Source organism: Pseudarthrobacter sp. alpha12b, assembly GCF_054130495.1.
Genome location: NZ_CP196746.1, coordinates 2,874,920 through 2,892,380, shown reverse-complemented (window position 1 = coordinate 2,892,380; position 17,461 = coordinate 2,874,920). Strand labels below are relative to the sequence as shown.

17 protein-coding genes are annotated in these 17,461 nt (G+C 65.6%); 9 read left to right on the top strand and 8 right to left on the bottom strand.

What is annotated here, in order from left to right; all coding sequences use genetic code 11:
* Positions 1-63 precede the first annotated feature (63 nt).
* The 4 genes from ACTAQI_RS13305 (at position 64) to ACTAQI_RS13290 (ending at position 3,026) form a co-directional block, all read left to right on the top strand.
* Positions 64-489 (top strand): Hsp20/alpha crystallin family protein, encoded by a 426-nt coding sequence (locus ACTAQI_RS13305; RefSeq protein WP_457951057.1) that lies wholly within the window; start codon positions 64-66, stop codon positions 487-489.
* Between the two features lie 66 nt (positions 490-555).
* The gene (locus ACTAQI_RS13300) at positions 556-933 is read left to right on the top strand and encodes a J domain-containing protein (RefSeq protein WP_457946480.1); all 378 of its coding nucleotides are present in this window, start codon (positions 556-558) and stop codon (positions 931-933) included.
* Positions 934-987: 54 nt separating this feature from the next.
* Complete coding sequence (locus ACTAQI_RS13295) at positions 988-1,365, top strand: hypothetical protein (RefSeq protein ID WP_457946478.1); 378 nt, start codon at positions 988-990, stop codon at positions 1,363-1,365.
* Positions 1,366-1,463: 98 nt separating this feature from the next.
* Complete coding sequence (locus ACTAQI_RS13290; protein WP_457946476.1) at positions 1,464-3,026, top strand: glycoside hydrolase family 1 protein; 1,563 nt, start codon at positions 1,464-1,466, stop codon at positions 3,024-3,026.
* A gap of 26 nt (positions 3,027-3,052) precedes the next feature.
* On the opposite strand, the gene ACTAQI_RS13285 is transcribed toward ACTAQI_RS13290, so the two are convergent.
* Both ACTAQI_RS13285 and ACTAQI_RS13280 read right to left on the bottom strand, forming a co-directional pair.
* A complete protein-coding gene (locus tag ACTAQI_RS13285) occupies positions 3,053-4,165 on the bottom strand; it encodes an App1 family protein (protein ID WP_457946474.1) in 1,113 nt (370 codons plus the stop codon).
* Between the two features lie 32 nt (positions 4,166-4,197).
* Positions 4,198-4,929, bottom strand: coding sequence for a DUF72 domain-containing protein (locus ACTAQI_RS13280; protein ID WP_457946472.1), 732 nt, complete (start codon positions 4,927-4,929; stop codon positions 4,198-4,200).
* Positions 4,930-4,989: 60 nt separating this feature from the next.
* Here ACTAQI_RS13280 and ACTAQI_RS13275 point away from each other — a divergent pair, with 60 nt between their 5' ends.
* From ACTAQI_RS13275 to ACTAQI_RS13265, 3 genes are all read left to right on the top strand, one after another.
* Entirely contained in the window at positions 4,990-6,798 is a 1,809-nt protein-coding gene (locus tag ACTAQI_RS13275; RefSeq protein ID WP_457946470.1) for a glycoside hydrolase family 15 protein, read from the top strand.
* 114 nt (positions 6,799-6,912) lie between these two features.
* Entirely contained in the window at positions 6,913-7,203 is a 291-nt protein-coding gene (locus tag ACTAQI_RS13270) for a hypothetical protein (protein ID WP_457946469.1), read from the top strand.
* Positions 7,203-7,916 (top strand): HAD family hydrolase, encoded by a 714-nt coding sequence (locus tag ACTAQI_RS13265; protein WP_457951056.1) that lies wholly within the window; start codon positions 7,203-7,205, stop codon positions 7,914-7,916. Before ACTAQI_RS13270 ends, ACTAQI_RS13265 begins: the two co-directional genes overlap by 1 nt.
* A gap of 1 nt (position 7,917) precedes the next feature.
* On the opposite strand, the gene ACTAQI_RS13260 is transcribed toward ACTAQI_RS13265, so the two are convergent.
* Complete coding sequence (locus ACTAQI_RS13260; RefSeq protein WP_457946467.1) at positions 7,918-8,166, bottom strand: hypothetical protein; 249 nt, start codon at positions 8,164-8,166, stop codon at positions 7,918-7,920.
* 198 nt (positions 8,167-8,364) lie between these two features.
* On the opposite strand from ACTAQI_RS13260, the gene ACTAQI_RS13255 reads away from it, so the two are divergent.
* Positions 8,365-9,546, top strand: coding sequence for a zinc-dependent alcohol dehydrogenase (locus ACTAQI_RS13255; protein ID WP_457946466.1), 1,182 nt, complete (start codon positions 8,365-8,367; stop codon positions 9,544-9,546).
* Positions 9,547-9,629: 83 nt separating this feature from the next.
* Here ACTAQI_RS13255 and ACTAQI_RS13250 read toward each other — a convergent pair whose 3' ends face one another.
* The 4 genes from ACTAQI_RS13250 to ACTAQI_RS13235 are packed head-to-tail and all read right to left on the bottom strand — an operon-like array spanning position 9,630 to position 14,820.
* Entirely contained in the window at positions 9,630-10,442 is an 813-nt protein-coding gene (locus tag ACTAQI_RS13250) for a bifunctional allantoicase/(S)-ureidoglycine aminohydrolase (protein WP_457946464.1), read from the bottom strand.
* Positions 10,443-10,458: 16 nt separating this feature from the next.
* Complete coding sequence (locus ACTAQI_RS13245) at positions 10,459-11,736, bottom strand: DUF6986 family protein (protein ID WP_457946462.1); 1,278 nt, start codon at positions 11,734-11,736, stop codon at positions 10,459-10,461.
* Between the two features lie 3 nt (positions 11,737-11,739).
* Positions 11,740-13,338, bottom strand: a complete 1,599-nt coding sequence (aceB, locus tag ACTAQI_RS13240) for a malate synthase A (protein ID WP_457946460.1) — start codon at positions 13,336-13,338, stop codon at positions 11,740-11,742.
* A 36-nt stretch (positions 13,339-13,374) separates the two neighbouring features.
* Entirely contained in the window at positions 13,375-14,820 is a 1,446-nt protein-coding gene (locus tag ACTAQI_RS13235) for a malic enzyme-like NAD(P)-binding protein (protein ID WP_457946458.1), read from the bottom strand.
* A gap of 221 nt (positions 14,821-15,041) precedes the next feature.
* Between ACTAQI_RS13235 and ACTAQI_RS13230 the strand changes: the two genes are divergently transcribed.
* Entirely contained in the window at positions 15,042-15,788 is a 747-nt protein-coding gene (locus ACTAQI_RS13230) for an IclR family transcriptional regulator (RefSeq protein WP_457946456.1), read from the top strand.
* Between the two features lie 99 nt (positions 15,789-15,887).
* Here ACTAQI_RS13230 and ACTAQI_RS13225 read toward each other — a convergent pair whose 3' ends face one another.
* The gene (locus ACTAQI_RS13225; protein WP_457946455.1) at positions 15,888-17,399 is read right to left on the bottom strand and encodes a nucleobase:cation symporter-2 family protein; all 1,512 of its coding nucleotides are present in this window, start codon (positions 17,397-17,399) and stop codon (positions 15,888-15,890) included.
* Positions 17,400-17,461 lie beyond the last annotated feature (62 nt).

Below are 17,461 nucleotides of genomic sequence, written 5' to 3'. Positions count from 1 at the left end.
ATAGATTAGTTGGCGATGGATAGGCGTAGATCCAACACTTGGATGCTGAAGGAGTGGGAAATGATGTTAATGCGTACTGACCCGTTCCGTGAGCTGGACCGGCTCACGCAGCAGGTCTTTGGCACCGCCGCCCGTCCGGCTGCAATGCCTATGGATGCCTGGCAGGAGGACGGTGAGTTCGTGGTGGCGTTCGACCTTCCCGGCGTGAAGGTGGATTCACTGGACCTGAATATCGAACGGAACGTCCTGACCGTGAGGGCCGAGCGCCAGGACCCCGCGCAGCCCAATGTGGAGCTCGTTGCCTCCGAGCGTCCCCGCGGCGTGTTCAGCCGCCAGTTGATCCTTGGCGACACCCTGGATACCGGGAAGATCGAGGCCAGCTACGACCAGGGAGTCCTGACCCTGCGGATTCCGGTGGCTGAACAAGCCAAGCCGCGCAAGATCGAGATCCAGACCCAGCAGGGCGGGATGCAGCAGGTCGGCACTTAGGGCCAGGCTTTTGCGCGAATGCCCCTGCCCGTTCGGACTGGGGCGGAGGCGGAACAGGAGGCTGGAATGACCGATGTCCCCAATTACTACACCATCCTGGGGGTAGGCCGGGATGCCACCCGGCAACAGATCTCCCATGCGTACCGGGCCCTCATGCGCAGCCATCATCCGGACATGGACGGCGGGCACGCGCACGGGGACTACCAGGCCACAGGGAACCAATCCGCAAGGACGGGGAGCCCCGCCCAGGGCGACGAACTCCTCCGAATCATGCAGGCGTTCGACGTCCTGCGCGACCCCGGGCGCCGCGCCCACTACGACAGGCAGCTGGCGGCAGCAGCCCCCACCATCATTCCGGTCCGGAAAGTCCGCAGCCACGGTGGACCGTCCGGACCTGCCATTCGCATCACTCCGGTGCGGTGGGAAAGCGGGCCCTGGACCTGAACCTGGGCCCATCCATCAAGGCAGTGCCATTCATCCAAGGAGGCTGAAAGCTGCATGAGCGACTGGCGGCGCTACGATTCACATCTCATTCCTGCATTCCACGAGCGCTTTGAGCAGCGCTGGGGTCCGGGAACGGCACCCTTCCTGGACCCCGAGGCACACGAGCAGCCGCTGCCGCGGGCGCAGTGGATCAACCCGTCCACCGGCGCTGCCCTGGCGGTGGTCCCGGTCTGGACGGCGGACGAGAGGCAGCAGCGTTCCTTCGGGGTGTTCTACCTGCCGCCGGCGGGGGACATCTGGGTCCTGCGGCCCGGGTACACCGGTTACCTGGAACCGTCCGACGGCGACTCGGAGCACATGGTGACGTTGCGCAATGACGCCTTCCGCAAGGCAGTGGCGCACGCCAAGGAGTTCCTTTTCGGTTCACAGTAACCGCCGGTGCCCGGCGCGGAGTTGCTGCTCGTCTGCCGCCCAGCGCTGTGACATTCTGGGACGTACCCAAACCACCGTGACCATAAGGCTGGACCCCAATGCACATCACCGCCAAGGACCTCGCAGCAATCATCCCTCCGGGGTTCACGCTTGGCGTCGCAACCGCAGCATTCCAGATCGAAGGGGCCCTGGACGAGGATGGCCGCGGACCCTCGGGCTGGGACAGGTTTGCCGCCAAGCCCAGCGCCATCGTGGATGACCACAGCCCGGTGGTGGCCACGGACCACTACCACCGGATGCCGCAGGACGTGGCCCTCCTGAAGCAGCTTGGCGTCGATTCCTACCGGTTTTCATTTTCCTGGCCGCGCATCCAGCCCGGCGGGACCGGCCCGGCCAACCGCGCAGGACTGGCGTTCTACGACCGGCTCCTGGACGAGATCCTGGCCAACGGGATCTCGCCGATGGCCACCATTTACCACTGGGACACACCCCTGGAGCTGGATGAAGCAGGCGGCTGGATGAACCGGGACACTGCCTACCGGCTGGGGGAGTACGCCGCCATCGTGGCGGAAGCCTTCGGGGACAGGGTGGCCCGCTGGGTCACCATCAATGAGCCGGCAACCGTAAGCGCCAACGGCTACTCCCTGGGAGTGCATTCCCCTGGCAAGGAGCTGGCCCTTGGCGCCTTCCCCACCGTCCACCATCAACTGCTGGGCCATGGGCTGGCCGTCCAGGCCCTGCGCGCCGCACGGGTGCCGGGCGAAATCGGCATGACCAACGTCTACTCACCCATGGTCCCGAACTCCATCAACCCGCTGGACAAGATCAGCGCCGGGCTCATGGACCTGGGCCAGAACCGGCTGTACGCGGACCCCGTCCTCACGGGCAAGTATCCGGACCTGGTCCGCGCTGCCAAGTTCTTCAGCTCCTTCGAGCACCCCGAAGAGGACATGGAGATCATTTCCCAGCCCCTGGATTTCTATGGGCTCAACTACTACATGCCCACCAAGGTTGCCGTGGGGCCGGGCAGCGGGGCGGTCCCGGCGAGCATGGCCGAGGCCATGGGCAGCGACCTGGGCGCAGCAGGCGGCGGGGCTACACCGTTCCACGTGGAAGCCTGGCCGGAGGCGGACATCACCGCCTACGGCTGGCCGGTCAAGCCGGAGTACATGGCCGTGGCACTCAAGGAGATGGCGGACCGGTACCCCAACCTGCCTCCCGTGATCATCACCGAAGGCGGAGCCAGCTTCGAAGACATTATTGTCCGGGACAAGTCCACCAACACGCGGTTCATCCCTGATGAGCGCAGGCTGAAGTACATCTCCGACCACCTTGAAACCGCGCTGCGGGCCACGGCCCCCGGTGGCGTGGCGGAGTCCGTGGACCTGCGCGGCTACTACGTGTGGTCCTTCCTGGACAACTTCGAGTGGTCCGCCGGCTACAAGCAGCCGTTCGGCCTCATGCACGTGGACTTCGAAACGCTGGAGCGCACGCCCAAGGCTTCCTACTTCTGGTTCCAGGAACTCATCGAGGAACGCGACCTTGCCGCCGCTGCCGACGCCAGCATCGCCCAAGCCGTGGTTCCGGATCTCCTGGGCGGTGAAGAGCTCTTCAGCAACGGAGCGCCCGACGACGGCGCACCCCTGGGTGCCGACGCGTAGGACGTGAGGGGCCGGCTCCGGAGCGGTCAGCCCCGGAGCAGGTCCAGCATGGCGAGCTGCTTGGCGATGCCGGCGCCGTCGGGGGAGTAGATCCACGGCACCCGGGAGGTGGTGTGGTCGCCGTCCTCGGAGTGGCCGCCGGCAAACACCGACTCGCTGACGGACAGCTGCCGGATGGCGATCGCCGCAACCTTTTCCGGGTTTTCGGCGGCGAAGGCGGAGTAGATGGCCTCGTCATGCTGGCCGTTGTCGCCGATCAGGAGCCACCGCATGTCCGGGAATTCCTGGGCCAGCCGCTCCAGGTTGCGGTGCTTGTGGTCCTGGCCGCTGCGGAACCAGCGGTCCTGGGTGAGGCCCCAGTCCGTCAGCAGCAGCGCGCCCTTGGGATACATGTTGCGGGTCAGGAAGCGCCCCAGGGTGGGGGCGGCGTTCCACGGGCCGGTGGACAGGTAGATGATGGGGGCCTCGGGGTGCTCAATGGTCAGCCGGTCCAGCAGCACTGCCATTCCCGGCGTTGCCATGCGCGCCCGTTCACTGAGCACGAAGGTGTTCCACAGCGCCAGGAAGGGCCGGGGCAGGGCCGTCACCATGACGGTGTCGTCGATGTCGGAGACGATACCGAATTCCACTCCGGGGGCAATCACCTGGATCAGGGCTTCCGCCGGCTCGGTTCCCTCCGCGCGCAGGACCGCGGTGTGCCAGCCAGGGGACAGCTGCACGTCCACCTCGGTGTCGATCAGCCCGCCCCGGTCCGCCGTTACGTGGGTGACGACGTCGCCAATGGCGATTTCGACGTCGGTAAACTGCAACGGCACCCCTGTGAAAGCGCGCCAGCCCCGGATGTTCTGGTTGCCGTTTTTCGCTTCATGCTCCGCTTTGCTCCCCGGCAGCGGGTTCTGGGTAAGCAGCACACGGCCCAGCACCCGCACCCGCGTGGTGGAACCGTAGCCCTGGTAGGCGATGGTCTGCGGCACGAACTTCCACCGCTTGGCGAGCGTGATACGGACGTCGTTGACCGCATCAGAAAACCGGTGCGCCAGGCGGAAGAACTGGCTTCCCGACAATGCGTACTGGCCTTTTTTGTTCTGCTGGGGTGCGTGTGCCGAGTCCTGGGCTGGGTTCTGCGGAGCCGTGTCCATGCCCTAACTCTGCCACAGGGCCGCAACGGGCATCAGCCGGCGACCAGGATCCCGCGCAGGGTCTCGGCGTTCCGCACGGCGTTCCCGCCGCCGTCGTTATTGAAGTAGGCGTACACGTCGATGCCCGCGCCGTCCCACTCACGGATCCGGTTTGCCCACCAGTGCATGTCCGCGTCTGAGTAGGAGCCGCCGTACAAGTGCTCATGGTCCGGCCCGTGAAGCCGGACGTAGGCGAAAGGTGCGGTGGTCCGCAGAATGCAGGGAAGGTTGGCGCCGCTCATGATGCAGTAGGCCGCCTGGTGCCGCTCCAGCAGGGAGAACACCTCGGGGCAATCCCAGCTGGGGTGCCTGAACTCCACGGCCACCCTGATCCAGGACGGGAGTGCCGCCAGGAAGTAGTCCAGCCTCGCGTCGTCGCGCTCCAGCTGTGGGGGCAGTTGGACCAGGAGCACGGCCCGCTTATCCCCCAACTCATGCCAGCACCTGGCGATCCGCTCAATCCAGACTTCCGGCGAGTAGAGCTTGCGCGCGTGGGTCAGCCCGCGGGGTGCCTTGACTGACATGCTGAAACCGGGCGGCAGGCGCCTGTTCCAGCCCGCGAAGGTGGTTTCCCTTGGCCACCGGTAAAAGCTGGCGTTCAGTTCAACCGTGCTGAACCTGGAGACGTAGCACTGGAGCCGGTCCCGGACGGGAAGCCCGGGCGGGTACAGGACGTTCTCCCAGTGGTCGTAGCTCCAGCCGGAGGTGCCAATGTGGATTGCCATTTCCCTCAGGCTACACCGGGTTTCCACCCTCTTCCGAGCTCTCTGTGGCAGGGTAATGTCATGGCGCGAATCGAAGATTATGCGGTAGTGGGCGACCTTCAGACCGGGGCCCTGGTCAGCAAGGAAGGATCAATCGACTGGCTGTGCCTTCCCCGGTTCGATTCCCCTGCCTGCTTCAATGCACTGCTGGACACCCCGGACTCGGGGCGCTGGCTGCTGGCGCCCGAAGGCGGAGGCGCATGCACCCGCCGGAGTTACCGCGACGGCACCCTGGTCCTGGATACGGAGTGGGAGACGCCTGACGGAACGGTGCGGGTCACGGACTTCATGCCGCCCCGCGATTCCGTCGCGGACATCGTCAGGATTGTCGAAGGTGTCAGCGGCAGCGTCCGGATGCGCGGGGAGCTGATCATGCGGTTCGACTACGGCCACATCGTGCCGTGGGTGCGCAAGGACAAGCGCGGGCTGCACGCCATTGCCGGCCCGGATGCCGTCTACCTGGTCACTCCGGCGCCCCTGCATGGCGAGAACATGCATACCCTCAGCGACTTCACCGTCAACGCCGGTGAGAAAGTGCCGTTCGTGCTGACGTGGGCGCCAAGCCACGTGGGACGGCCGGTAAGCGTCGATGCCGAGGATGTCCTTGAGAGCACATGTGCGTTCTGGCGGGGTTGGTCCTCGCAATGCACCGTCAAGGGGAAGTACCAGGAAGCCGTGGTCCGCTCGCTGATCACACTCAAGGGACTGACCTACGCCCCCACCGGAGGCATCGTCGCTGCCGTCACAACGTCTCTTCCAGAGCAGCCGGGCGGCCAGCGCAACTGGGACTACCGCTACTGCTGGCTGCGCGACGCCGCCATGACCCTGCAGGCGCTGCTGGCAGCCGGGTACACGGCCGAGGCCGCCGCCTGGCGGGACTGGCTGCTCCGGGCCGTGGCCGGGGATCCCGCAGACCTGCAGATCATGTATGGGATCCATGGCGAGCGACGGCTGCCGGAGCTGGAGTTGCCGTGGCTGAAAGGCTACGAGAACTCGACGCCGGTGCGGATCGGCAATGCGGCTGCGGAGCAGTTCCAGCTGGATGTGTGGGGGGAGGTGTTGGACTGCCTTGCGCTGACCCGGAACTCGCTGCTGAAACATACCGACGAGGCGTGGGACGTGCAGATAGCACTGATGGAGCACCTTGAGACCATCTGGGATCAGCCGGATAACGGGCTCTGGGAAATGCGGGGGCCGCGCCGGCACTTCACCCACTCAAAGGTCATGGCGTGGGTGGCCGCCGACCGGATGGTGAAGGGCGTGCGGGAGTCCGGCCTGCCTGGTCCGGTGGAGCGGTGGGAGGCGCTGCGGGACCAGATCCGCGCGGACGTCATGGCCAACGGCTTTGACGGGCAGCGCAACACGTTTGTCCAGTCCTACGGCCGGCCGGAGCTGGATGCCAGCCTGCTGCTGATTCCCCGCGTGGGGTTCCTGCCTCCCGATGACCCCAAAGTGGTGGGGACCATCGAAGCGATCCAGCGGGAGCTGACCCAGGACGGGTTCGTGCTGCGTTACCGTCCGGATCAGAGCGACGACGGCCTGCCTGGCGATGAGGGTGTCTTCCTGGCCTGCTCGTTCTGGCTGGTGGAGGCGCTGCTGGGAGCGGGCCGCCACGAGGAATCGCGCGAACTTTTCGAGCGGCTGCTGGAACTGCGCAACGATGTGGGGCTCCTGAGTGAGGAATGGGCGGTGAAAGCCGGGCGTCAACTGGGCAACACGCCACAGGCATTCAGCCACTTTGCGCTTGTGACTAGCGCCCTGGAGCTCCATCAGGATACGGTTCGGCGCAGTGACACCCCCATTCCGCCGGAAGGGGCGGATTCGCGCTGAGGCGGCGCGGACCGGGGCTGAAACTTCTCCTTCGCAGGATAGATAAGTATACTTACTAACACCTCATGGAGTGCTCCCAAGCACAGCGCCGTGATTGATGGAGGAGTGATAGTTATGGCCGGATATTTTGAACTCGTTGACGCCCCTGATGGTGGATACCGGATCAGGATGATGGACGGAAGCGGGAACCTGATGGCCATCTCGGTTACCTTCCCCACCAAGAGGGCCGCTGTGGCAGGCGTTGCCATGGCTCGGGAAATCGCCGGCACGGGCCTGATCCGGGACAAGAGCCTGGATGGCGCCGGATCAGTGATTCGTGAACGCGTACGCCCCGTCAGTTCTCCCAAGGAGGAGGCGGCCAGGCGGAAGAAGACGCCTGATGTGCGACGGGCTGCGGTGGGATGATGGCTGAGTCCACTGCACCCCCTGGCGGCCCCCGCCGGGGGGTCCTGTTTGACGTAGACGGAACGCTGATCGACTCGTCGTACATCCACACCATCGCGTGGTGGGGTGCGTTCCGCCAGTACGGCCATGATGTGCCCATGGCGGCCATCCACCAGCTCGTCGGCATGGGTGGCGCCCGGCTGGTGGACAACCTCCTGCCGCCGGACCGGGACCATGACGAGGATGAGGACATCATGGCCAGCCATGGCGCCCTGTATGCCTCGCACTGGCCCTCGCTCCGCGCCCTCGACGGGGCCATGGAACTGTTGGGCCGGTGCCATGCCGGCGGCCTGGCAGTGGCGCTGGCGTCCTCGGCGCGGGAGCGGGACCTGCAGGTCATGCGCTCCGTCCTGGATGCCGACGCCTTCATTGACGCCGCCACCAGTGCCAATGACGCGAAGGAAAGCAAGCCTGCGCCGGACATCCTGGAGGCAGCCCTGGAAGCCGTGGGTGTCAAGGCCGCTAACGCCGTCTATGTCGGTGACGCGGTGTGGGACATGAAGGCTGCCGGGGCGCTGGGCATCCCCGCCATCGGGGTTACCTGCGGCGGAATCCACGCAGCCCAACTCCGCGATGCGGGCGCCGTCGAGGTCTATGACGGGCCGCGCCACCTGCTGCAGAACCTGGGCTCAAGCGCCATCGGCCGGCTGCTCGCGCTGCAGCCGGACTCCTAGGTCACAGCGGCTGACCGCCCGGTACTGAGTCCTCGTCGCCGGCAATGGCGGCCTTGGTCCAGGACACCACCACCTTGACCGAACCGTCGTCGTTCCGCTCAATGTCCGTGGCCACCTCGGTGGGAGCGGCTCCCATCTCCTCCACCCGTGTCCGGTAGCCGCTGACCAGTTCCGCCAGGCTTTCTTCCGTCCATTCGCCCGGACGCATGCGGGTGGAGATCTCGACCGGTTCCGGCTGGTACAGCGACATGGCGTTCCTCTTTCACGTGGTCTTCCCGGTGTTCCGGGACACTTCCTACGCTAGGAGCAGTCGACGGCGGCCACAAGCTTTTGATCAGCATGCTTACTTTTTTCGCCTAAAACAGATAGCGTCGAAGAAAGGGTGCCCGCGGGTGCCCTGCCCCGCCCCAGGGAGACCCCCGGGGCAAAGCAGAGCGAAAGGGAGACTGTGAAAGCACTGACGTGGCAAGGAAAACGGTCGGTAAGCGTTGAAGAAGTGCCCGATCCCGTCATCCAGGAACCTACGGATGCGATCGTACGGATCACCTCCACGGCGATCTGCGGCTCCGACCTCCACCTCTATGAGGTCCTGGGCCCCTACATGCACAAGGGTGATGTCATTGGCCACGAACCGATGGGCATCGTGGAGGAAGTGGGAAGCGGCGTCACCAACCTCCGCAAGGGCGATCGTGTGGTGATTCCCTTCAACATCTCCTGCGGGCACTGCTTCATGTGCAGCCAGGGCCTGCAGTCGCAGTGCGAAACCACCCAGGTGAAGGAGAAGGGTTCCGGAGCGGCCCTGTTTGGCTTCTCCGAGCTGTATGGATCGGTCCCCGGCGGACAGGCGGAGTTCCTTCGCGTCCCGCACGCCGATTATGGCCCCATCAAGGTGGGGAGTGAGCTTCCGGATGAACGCTACCTGTTCCTTTCCGACATCCTGCCCACGGCGTGGCAGGGCGTGGAGTACGCCAATGTCCAGCCGGGTGGCACCTTGACGGTTTTCGGCCTGGGGCCCGTGGGCCAGTTCGCTACGCGAATCGGGATCCACCGCGGTTACCGCGTCATTGGTGTCGACCCGGTCCCGGAGCGGCGTGAAATGGCCGCCCGCCACGGCGTGGAAACGCTTGATTACAGCAAAGGCGTCACCGACGAGCTGCGGGAGATGACGGATGGCAGGGGGCCGAACGGCATAGTGGACGCCGTCGGGATGGAAGCGCATGGTTCCCCCGTCGCCGGCTTCGCCCACCAGGCCCTTGGCCTCCTGCCCGACAAGCTGGCCCAGAAAGCGATGGAGACGGCCGGCGTTGACCGGCTGGCGGTGCTGCATACCGCAATTGACGCGGTCCGCCGAGGCGGCACCCTGTCGCTGAGCGGCGTTTACGGCGGCGAGGCCAGCCCGATGCCCCTGATGACCATGTTCGACAAGCAGCTCCAGCTGCGCATGGGCCAGTGCAATGTGCGCAACTGGACGGATTCCCTCCTTCCCCTCGTGGAGGATGACGCCGATCCGTTGGGCGTCATGGACCTGGTAACCCACCGCTCCGGCCTGGAGGGTGCCCCTGCGCTGTACGAGAAGTTCCAGAAGAAGGAAGACGGCTGCATCAAGGTGGTCCTCAACCCGGGTGCCTGACGCAATCCTGAAACGCTAAAGCAGAGGCCGTTATGGAACGCCATAACGGCCTCTGCTTTTGCCCCGGTGGGCGGGGAGGATACTTAGGTGAGCTTCACCTGGCGGTTCATGTCCTTGTAGAGCAGATAACGGAACTCGCCGGGCCCGCCGGCGTAGCAGGCCTGGGGGCAGAAGGCACGCAGCCACATGAAGTCGCCGGCCTCCACCTCAACCCAGTCGTTGTTCAGCAGGTACATGGCTTTGCCCTCCAGGACGTACAGGCCGTGCTCCATGACGTGGGTTTCCGGGAAGGGGATCACACCGCCCGGCTGGAACGTCACGATGTTGACCTGCATGTCGTGGGCCAGGTCGCTGGAGTCGGTGAACCGCGTGGTTTTCCATGCGTCGTTGGTGTCCGGCATGGACGTCGGCTCAACGTCCTTCTCGTTGGTCACGAAGGATTTGGCCTCGTAGCCCTCCAGCCGTTCGTAGGCCTTGCGGATCCAGTGGAAGGAGACGATGTCATCAGAGACGTTTTCCAGCCCCCACTCCGAGCCGGCGGCCAAGTAGGCGTAGCCGCCTTCCTCCAGCTGGTGCAGCTCGCCGTCGAGGGTGAGGTTGACCTTGCCGCGGGTCACGAAAATGACGCCTTCCACCCCGGCCTCAAACTCAGCCTTCGGGGCGCCGCCGCCCGGGCCGATCTCCACGATCAGCTGCGAGAAGGTAGTGGCGAAGCCCGAGATGGGGCGGGCGATGATCCAGGAGCGCGTGTTCGAAAAGCCCGGCAGGTTGGACGTGACGATGTCCGTCATCACGCCCTTCGGGATCACTGTGTAGGCCTCGGTGACAATGGCCCGCTCGGTGGTCAGGTGCGTCTGCGGCGGCAGCCCGCCGGTGGGGGAGTAGTACTTGCCCATGAAGAGAGATCCTTACCTAGGAGCTGGAAGTGGTGGCGAGCCGCGGATGCGCCAGTCCGGTGAGCTGCGGAATTCCGACGCCGGCAAGCGCCTGGACTTCCTCCGCACCCACTGCGCCGCACTGGACGCCGCGCAGGACGAAGGCGGCCAGGGCCCGGGCGGTGGCAGGCTCGTCCATGACGCCGCCCTCGGTCCGCTCCACGTAGTTGCGCAGGCGGGCCGCAGCGGCCGGCAGGCCTTCGCGGTAGAACGCATAGGTGGCGGCGAACCGGCTGGGCAGCTGGGCGGGGTGCAGGTCCCAGCCCTGGTAGTAGCCCCGTTCCAGGGAGCGGCGGACCAGCCGGCCGTGCAGCTGCCAGGCGTTCTCCACGTTGTCCCCTACAGGGATGATGTTGGTGGACCCGTCGGAGAGCCGGATGCCGGTGCCGGCCACGGCCAGCTGCATGACTTCCTTGGCGAAGTCGGCCACGGGGTGCTCCATGGACTGGTACTCGGCCGAGATCTGCAGCGAGGCGGAGTAGTCGTAGGTGCCGTAGTGCAACCCGCTGATCCGGCCGGGCACGGCGTGCGGGAGCTGCGCCACCGGCGACGTTCCTTCCGGGCCAAGGATCAGCTGCGGGGTTTCCACCTGCACCTCGAACCGCAGCCGCCCTGCGGGCAGCGAGTGGACTTCCTCGAGCCGGGACACCGCGTAATCCATGGCCTGCACCTGGGCCACCGTGGTGACCTTGGGCAGCGTCAGGACCAGCCCTTCCGGCAGCTCACCGGCAGCGGCCAGGCCCGAGACGAACAGGTCCAGGGTCCGCAGGCCCCGGGCGCGGGTGGCCGCCTCAAAGCACTTGAAGCGGATCCCGATGAACGGGGGAGCGGACCCGGCAGCGACTGCCTTGGCCACCGCGGAAGCCGCATCAACCGCGGCGGCATCCTCGGCGTCGTCGCCCCTGTCCCCAAAGCCGTCCTCGAAGTCAAGGCGCAGGTCCTCGATGGGCTCGCCGGCGAGCTTGGCCTCGACGCGGGAGGCGACGGCCTCAGCGAGCCCCGCCTCCTGTCCCAGGAGCCGCCCCAGCTTGTCGAAGCCGCCGTGCGCGTCCGCCGCCGCGGTTGCCTGGGCGCCCCAATCGGCGGCGAACGACGGCGTGAAGCGGTCCGCGGGCACGTACACCGTGTGCACGGGCTGGCGGGAGCCGTCGTCGCCCGGGTAGTTCTGCTCCAGCAGCCGGTCCGTGACGGCAAGCTGCCCGTCGATGTGTGCGAGGTCCCCCGCCGAGAGTGAGGGTTTCGGTGCTGCGGCCATGCCTCAGCCCACCAGTTCGTAGGCCGGCGTGGTGAGGAAGTCCGTGTAGTCGTCCGAGAGACAGATGTCCGCGATGAGTTCGCTGGCCGGCTGGTAGTAACGGCGGAATGCCTCGTCGCCGAACTCGGTGCGGAGCCGCTCGGTCTCCTCGCCCAGGACCCGCTCCACCAGTTCCTTCGTCACCGTATTGCCGGTGTCCGCCAGGATGGACTTGTTGCGGATCTGCTGCCAGACCTGCGAGCGGGAAATCTCAGCGGTGGCAGCGTCCTCCATCAGGTTGTGAATGGCCACGGCGCCGTTTCCTGACAGCCACACGGCCGTGTAGGCAACTGCGACGTACAGGTTCAGGCGCAGGCCTGCCTCGGTGACCTGGCCGTCGGCGGACTGGACGTCCAGCAGTTGCTCCGCGGTGACCGAAACCTCCGGGCGCTGCTTGTCCACCTGGTTGGGCTTGTCTCCCAGCACCGAGTCGAACACTTCGCGGCAGGTGGGGACCAGGTCCGGGTGCGCAACCCAGGAGCCGTCGAACCCGTCGTTGGCCTCGCGGGTCTTGTCAGCCCGTACCTTCTCGAAGGCGGCCTCGGTGACCTCGGGGTGGCGGCGGTTGGGGATGACTGCAGCCATGCCGCCCATGGCGAAGGCGCCGCGGCGGTGGCAGGTCTTGACCAGCAGCTCCGTGTAGGCCCGCATGAAGGGTGCGGTCATGGCCACGGAGGCACGGTCCGGCAGGACGAACTCCTCGCCGGCGTCACGGAAGTACTTGATGATGCTGAACAGGTAGTCCCAGCGGCCGGCGTTCAGCCCGGAAGCGTGGTTTCGCAGTTCGTAGAGGATTTCGTCCATCTCGAATGCGGCCGGGATGGTCTCGATCAGCACCGTGGCGCGGATGGTGCCCTGGTTCAGGCCCAGGAAGTCCTGGGCGAAAACGAACACGTCGTTCCACAGCCGGGCCTCAAGGTGGCTCTCCATCTTGGGCAGGTAGTAGTACGGGCCCTGCCCGTTCAGGACCAGCTGCTTGGCGACGTGGAAGAAGTGCAGGCCGAAGTCCACCAGCGCGCCGACGGCGGGTTCGCCGTTGACCAGGAGGTGCTTCTCCTGCATGTGCCAGCCGCGGGGGCGGGCCACCACGACGGCGAGCGGTGCGTCGGCGCGGAGCTTGTACTCCTTGCCCTCCTCCGACGTGAAGCTGAGCGTGCCCTGGGCGGCGTCGCGGAGGTTGAGGATGGCATCGATGACGTTGGCCCAGGTGGGCGTGCTGGCGTCCTCAAGATCCGCCAGCCATACCTTGGCGCCCGAGTTCAGGGCGTTGATAGCCATCTTCGCCGGTGACGCGGGTCCTGTCATTTCAACCCGGCGGTCCTGCAAAGCCGCCGGTGCCGGCGCAACCTTCCAGTCGCCGTCGCGCACGTCCCTGGTCTCCGGCAGGAAGTCCAGCTTGCCGGTCTCGGCTACCCGCTGCCGTTTGACGGCACGTGCCGCCAGGAGTTCGTTGCGGGTACCGGCGAACCGGTTGTGGAGTTCCTCCACGAAGGCCAGTGCCTTGGGCGTGAGGATCTCCTCAGCGCGGTTGATCGGCCGGGGATCTGTGACGGTGATGGCCATTTCTGGTCCTTTCCTTGGGCTGGGAAGTCGGGCGGGTCAGGCGGAGGCGAGTGCTGGCTCCGCTGCGGGATCGGCCGGTTCGGCAGCCGTTGCAACGTTTGCGGCGTGGGCTGCAGCCGAGACGGCTGCAGCGACGTCGGCGGTCACGTGCGGGTCGAAAATGCTCGGGATGATGTAGCTCGCATTGAGCTCATTATCGTTCACCCGGTTGGCGATTGCCTCTGCAGCGGCCACCAGCATGTCCGGGGTGATGTTGCTTGCCCCGGCATCCAGGAGCCCGCGGAAAAGGCCGGGGAAGGCAAGGACGTTGTTGATCTGGTTGGGGAAGTCGCTGCGGCCCGTGGCCACGACGGCGGCGTGCTTGGATGCAACGGCCGGGTCCACCTCGGGGGTGGGGTTGGCCATGGCGAACACGATGGAGTCCTTTGCCATGGAAGCGATGTGCTCTTCGCCGAGGATGTTCGGTGCGGAGACGCCGATGAAGACGTCGGCGCCCACCAGGGCCTCGTGCAGGGTGCCGGAGAAGCCTTCCTGGTTGGTGTTTTCGGCGATCCAGGTGCGGTGGGCGTCGTCGTAGGCCTCGCCCTGGTGGATGGCGCCGGAGCGGCCTGCGGCCACGATGTGCCGGGCGCCCTGGGCCTTGAGCAGTTGGATGATGGCGGAGCCGGCGGCGCCAACGCCGGACACCACGATTTTGACGTCCGCGATCTTCTTGTCCACCACGCGCAGGGCGTTGACCAGGGCGGCGAGCGTGACGATGGCGGTGCCGTGCTGGTCGTCGTGGAACACCGGGATGTCCAGTTCCTCGCGGAGGCGGGCCTCGATCTCGAAGCAGCGGGGAGCGGCGATGTCCTCCAGGTTCACGCCGCCGAAGACGGGGGCCAGGAGTTTGACGGTGCGGATGATTTCCTCGGTGTCCTGGGTGTCCAGGCAGACGGGCCACGCATCAACGTTGGCGAACTGCTTGAAGAGGGCTGCCTTGCCTTCCATGACCGGCAGGGCTGCGGCGGGGCCGATGTTGCCCAGGCCCAGCACGGCGGAGCCGTCGGTGACCACCGCGACGGTGTTGCGCTTGACGGTCAGGTTGCGGGCGGCTGCGGGGTCTTCGGCAATGGCAAGGCAGACGCGCGCGACGCCGGGCGTGTAGGCGCGGGAGAGATCGTCGCGGTTGCGCAGCGGGACCTTGGGGACCACTTCGAGCTTGCCGCCCAGGTGCATCAGGAAGGTGCGGTCCGAGACGTGCTGGACCGTGACGCCGTCGAGGGCATTCAGGGCGTCTTTGACGCGGGCGGCGTGCGCGTCGTCGGTGGTGTTGCAGGTTACGTCGACAACCAGGGTCTCGTGGTGGGACTCGGTGACGTCCAGCGCGGTGATGGCGGCGCCTGCCGCTCCCACGGCTGCGGCGAGCTCGCTCGTGGCGCTGAAGCTTGACGGTGCTTCCACGCGCAGGGTGATCGAATTTCCGGGGCTGGGGTTCGCCATTGAATGTCCTCCTGTATAGGCCTTGTCCGGCTTGTGCTGCGATCCGGATGTTTTCGTATTATGGATATTATTATCTACTTTATGGAATTACAACCCCTTCGAATACGACCGCCGGGCTGCATCGCAGTCCGAACGGCCGTGCTGTATCTTGGGAGTTCTAAGCAACTCTTTTCACGATGCGGATAAGAGTTGTCGGATTCCGAGCCGTAGGAGACAACGGAATGGCAGAAAAAGCCCCTGGTGGGGTGCAGTCGGTAGAGCGCGTCTTTGAACTGCTGGAGCTCATCACCGATGCCGGCGGCGACGTCACCCTCAGCGAGCTCTCGTCCTCCACCGACCTGCCGCTGCCCACCATCCACCGCCTGCTCCGCACCCTGGTGTCGCTTGGCTACATCCGGCAGCTGCCCAACCGCCGCTACGCCCTGGGCCCGCGGCTCATCCGGCTGGGGGAGGGGGCCAACAAGCAGCTCGGCGCCCTGGCCCAGCCGCAGCTGAAGATCCTGGTGGACCGGCTGGGGGAGACCTCCAACATGGCCGTGCTCGACTCGGACATGGTGATTTACGTGGCCCAGGTGCCGTCGCTGCACTCCATGCGCATGTTCACCGAGGTGGGCCGCCGCGCCCACACCCATGCCACGGGCGTGGGCAAGGCCATCCTGGCCCAACTCGACGATGACACCGTCCGCGGCATCGTGGCCCGCGCCGGCATGCCCACCCCCACCGCCAAGAGCATCGGCGACGTGGAGGAGCTCCTGGCCGACCTCAAACTCATCCGCGAGCGGGGCTACTCCATCGACGAGGAGGAGCAGGAGCTCGGCGTACGTTGCTTCGCCATGGCAGTGCCCAACGCCCCCACGCCCACCGCCATCTCGGTCTCCGGCCCCGTATCCCGCGTGGACGAGAACTTCGCCGACAAGGCCGTGCCCATCCTCCGCGAGGCAGCCGAGGCGATCTCGCGGGAAGCTTAACCGCACCTGAGGCACCCGGCCTGCAAAGGCTGTGCCAACCACGCACTACGGCGGCCCGCTCCTTCCGGAGGGGGCCGCCGTCGTCGGTTTTTTGGAACGTCAGTGCTCTGGCGCCTTTTCGGCTGACTGGACCGGGACTTCCTTTCCGTCGCAGTCGATGAGCTTGCCGTTTTCGAAGCGGTCCCCGTGTTCAAGGCATGTCAGGTCCTCTTCCCGGATGACCCTTCCGGTGCCCGCAGCGAAGACGGACTGGTACTCCGAGTTGCCGGCTTTGAGATGGTTGAACAGCAGGTTCAGCAGGATGGCCATGACAGCGGCGGAGCTGATCCCGGAGTGGAAGATGGTGCCGAACCAGGACGGGAACTTGTCGTAGAAGGTGGGCGCTGCGATCGGAATCATGCCGAAACCGATGGACGCGGCCACGATGATCAGGTTCATGTTGTTCTTGTACTCGACCTTGGCCAGGGTCCGGATGCCGCTGGCGGCAACCGTACCGAACAGCACGATGCCGGCGCCGCCAAGAACCGCCGTGGGGACTGCTGCGACGACGCGGCCCATGACCGGCAGCAGTCCGAGCAGGACCAGGATCACGCCACCGGCTGCCACGACGTAGCGGCTCTTGATCTTGGTGACTGCCACCAGTCCCACGTTCTGGGCAAATGCACTCTGGGTGAAGGAACCGAAGATCGGTGCGATGAGGCTCGAACCCATATCTGCGCGCAGGCCGGCTGCGATGCGCTTGGAATCAGTGCGGGTCCCGACGATTTCGCCTACGGCCAGGATGTCCGCCATGGTTTCGGTCAGAATCACCAGAACCACAATGAGCATGGAAATGATGGCAGCGATCTCGAATGTGGGGGCTCCGAGATGGAAGGGGGTGGGGAACGCAACGATCGGGCCGTTGCCGACCTTGGAGAAGTCAGCCATCCCGGTGACCACGGCGATTACCGTGCCGACAATCATGGCCAGGAGAATGGAAAGCCTGGAGATTGTGGCGCTGCCAACCTTGCTTAGCAGCAGGACCAGCGCGAGGGTAACTGCGGCGAGGCCGATGTTGGCTACGCTTCCGTAGTCCTCAGCCTTCTTGTTACCGCCCATGGCCCAGTTTGCCGCGACGGGCATCAGGGTCAGGCCGATGGTGGTGATGACGGTACCGGTGACCACCGGTGGGAAGAACCTGACGATCTTGGAGAAGACAGGAGCAATGATCAGGCCGATGGCGGCCGAGACCATCACCGCACCGAAGACTGATGGCAAGCCTCCGCCGCCGCTGACGATTGCCACCATGGTGGCCACGCTGGCAAAGGACACCCCCTGCACCAAGGGCAGCTGCGAGCCGAAGAACGGGATACCGATGGTCTGCAGGAGGGTTGCAAGTCCACCCATGAAAAGGGCCGCGGCAATGAGGACACCGATATCGGCGGATGACAGGCCCGCGGCCTGGCCCACGATGAGTGGAACGGCAATGATTCCGCCGTACATGGTCAGGACGTGCTGGAAGCCATAGGCAAAGCTGCTTCCGATTGAGAGCCGCTCATCTTCGGGGCGGCTGAAAGTCGTGCGCTTGCTGCGTTGCTTAGCGCCGGCTTTGAGGGGGTTCTTGATGTTCATGGCAGACTTTCTGGTTCATGGCAGACGTCCTCGTCTGGCTAACGTTGTCTGGCTAACAGGTA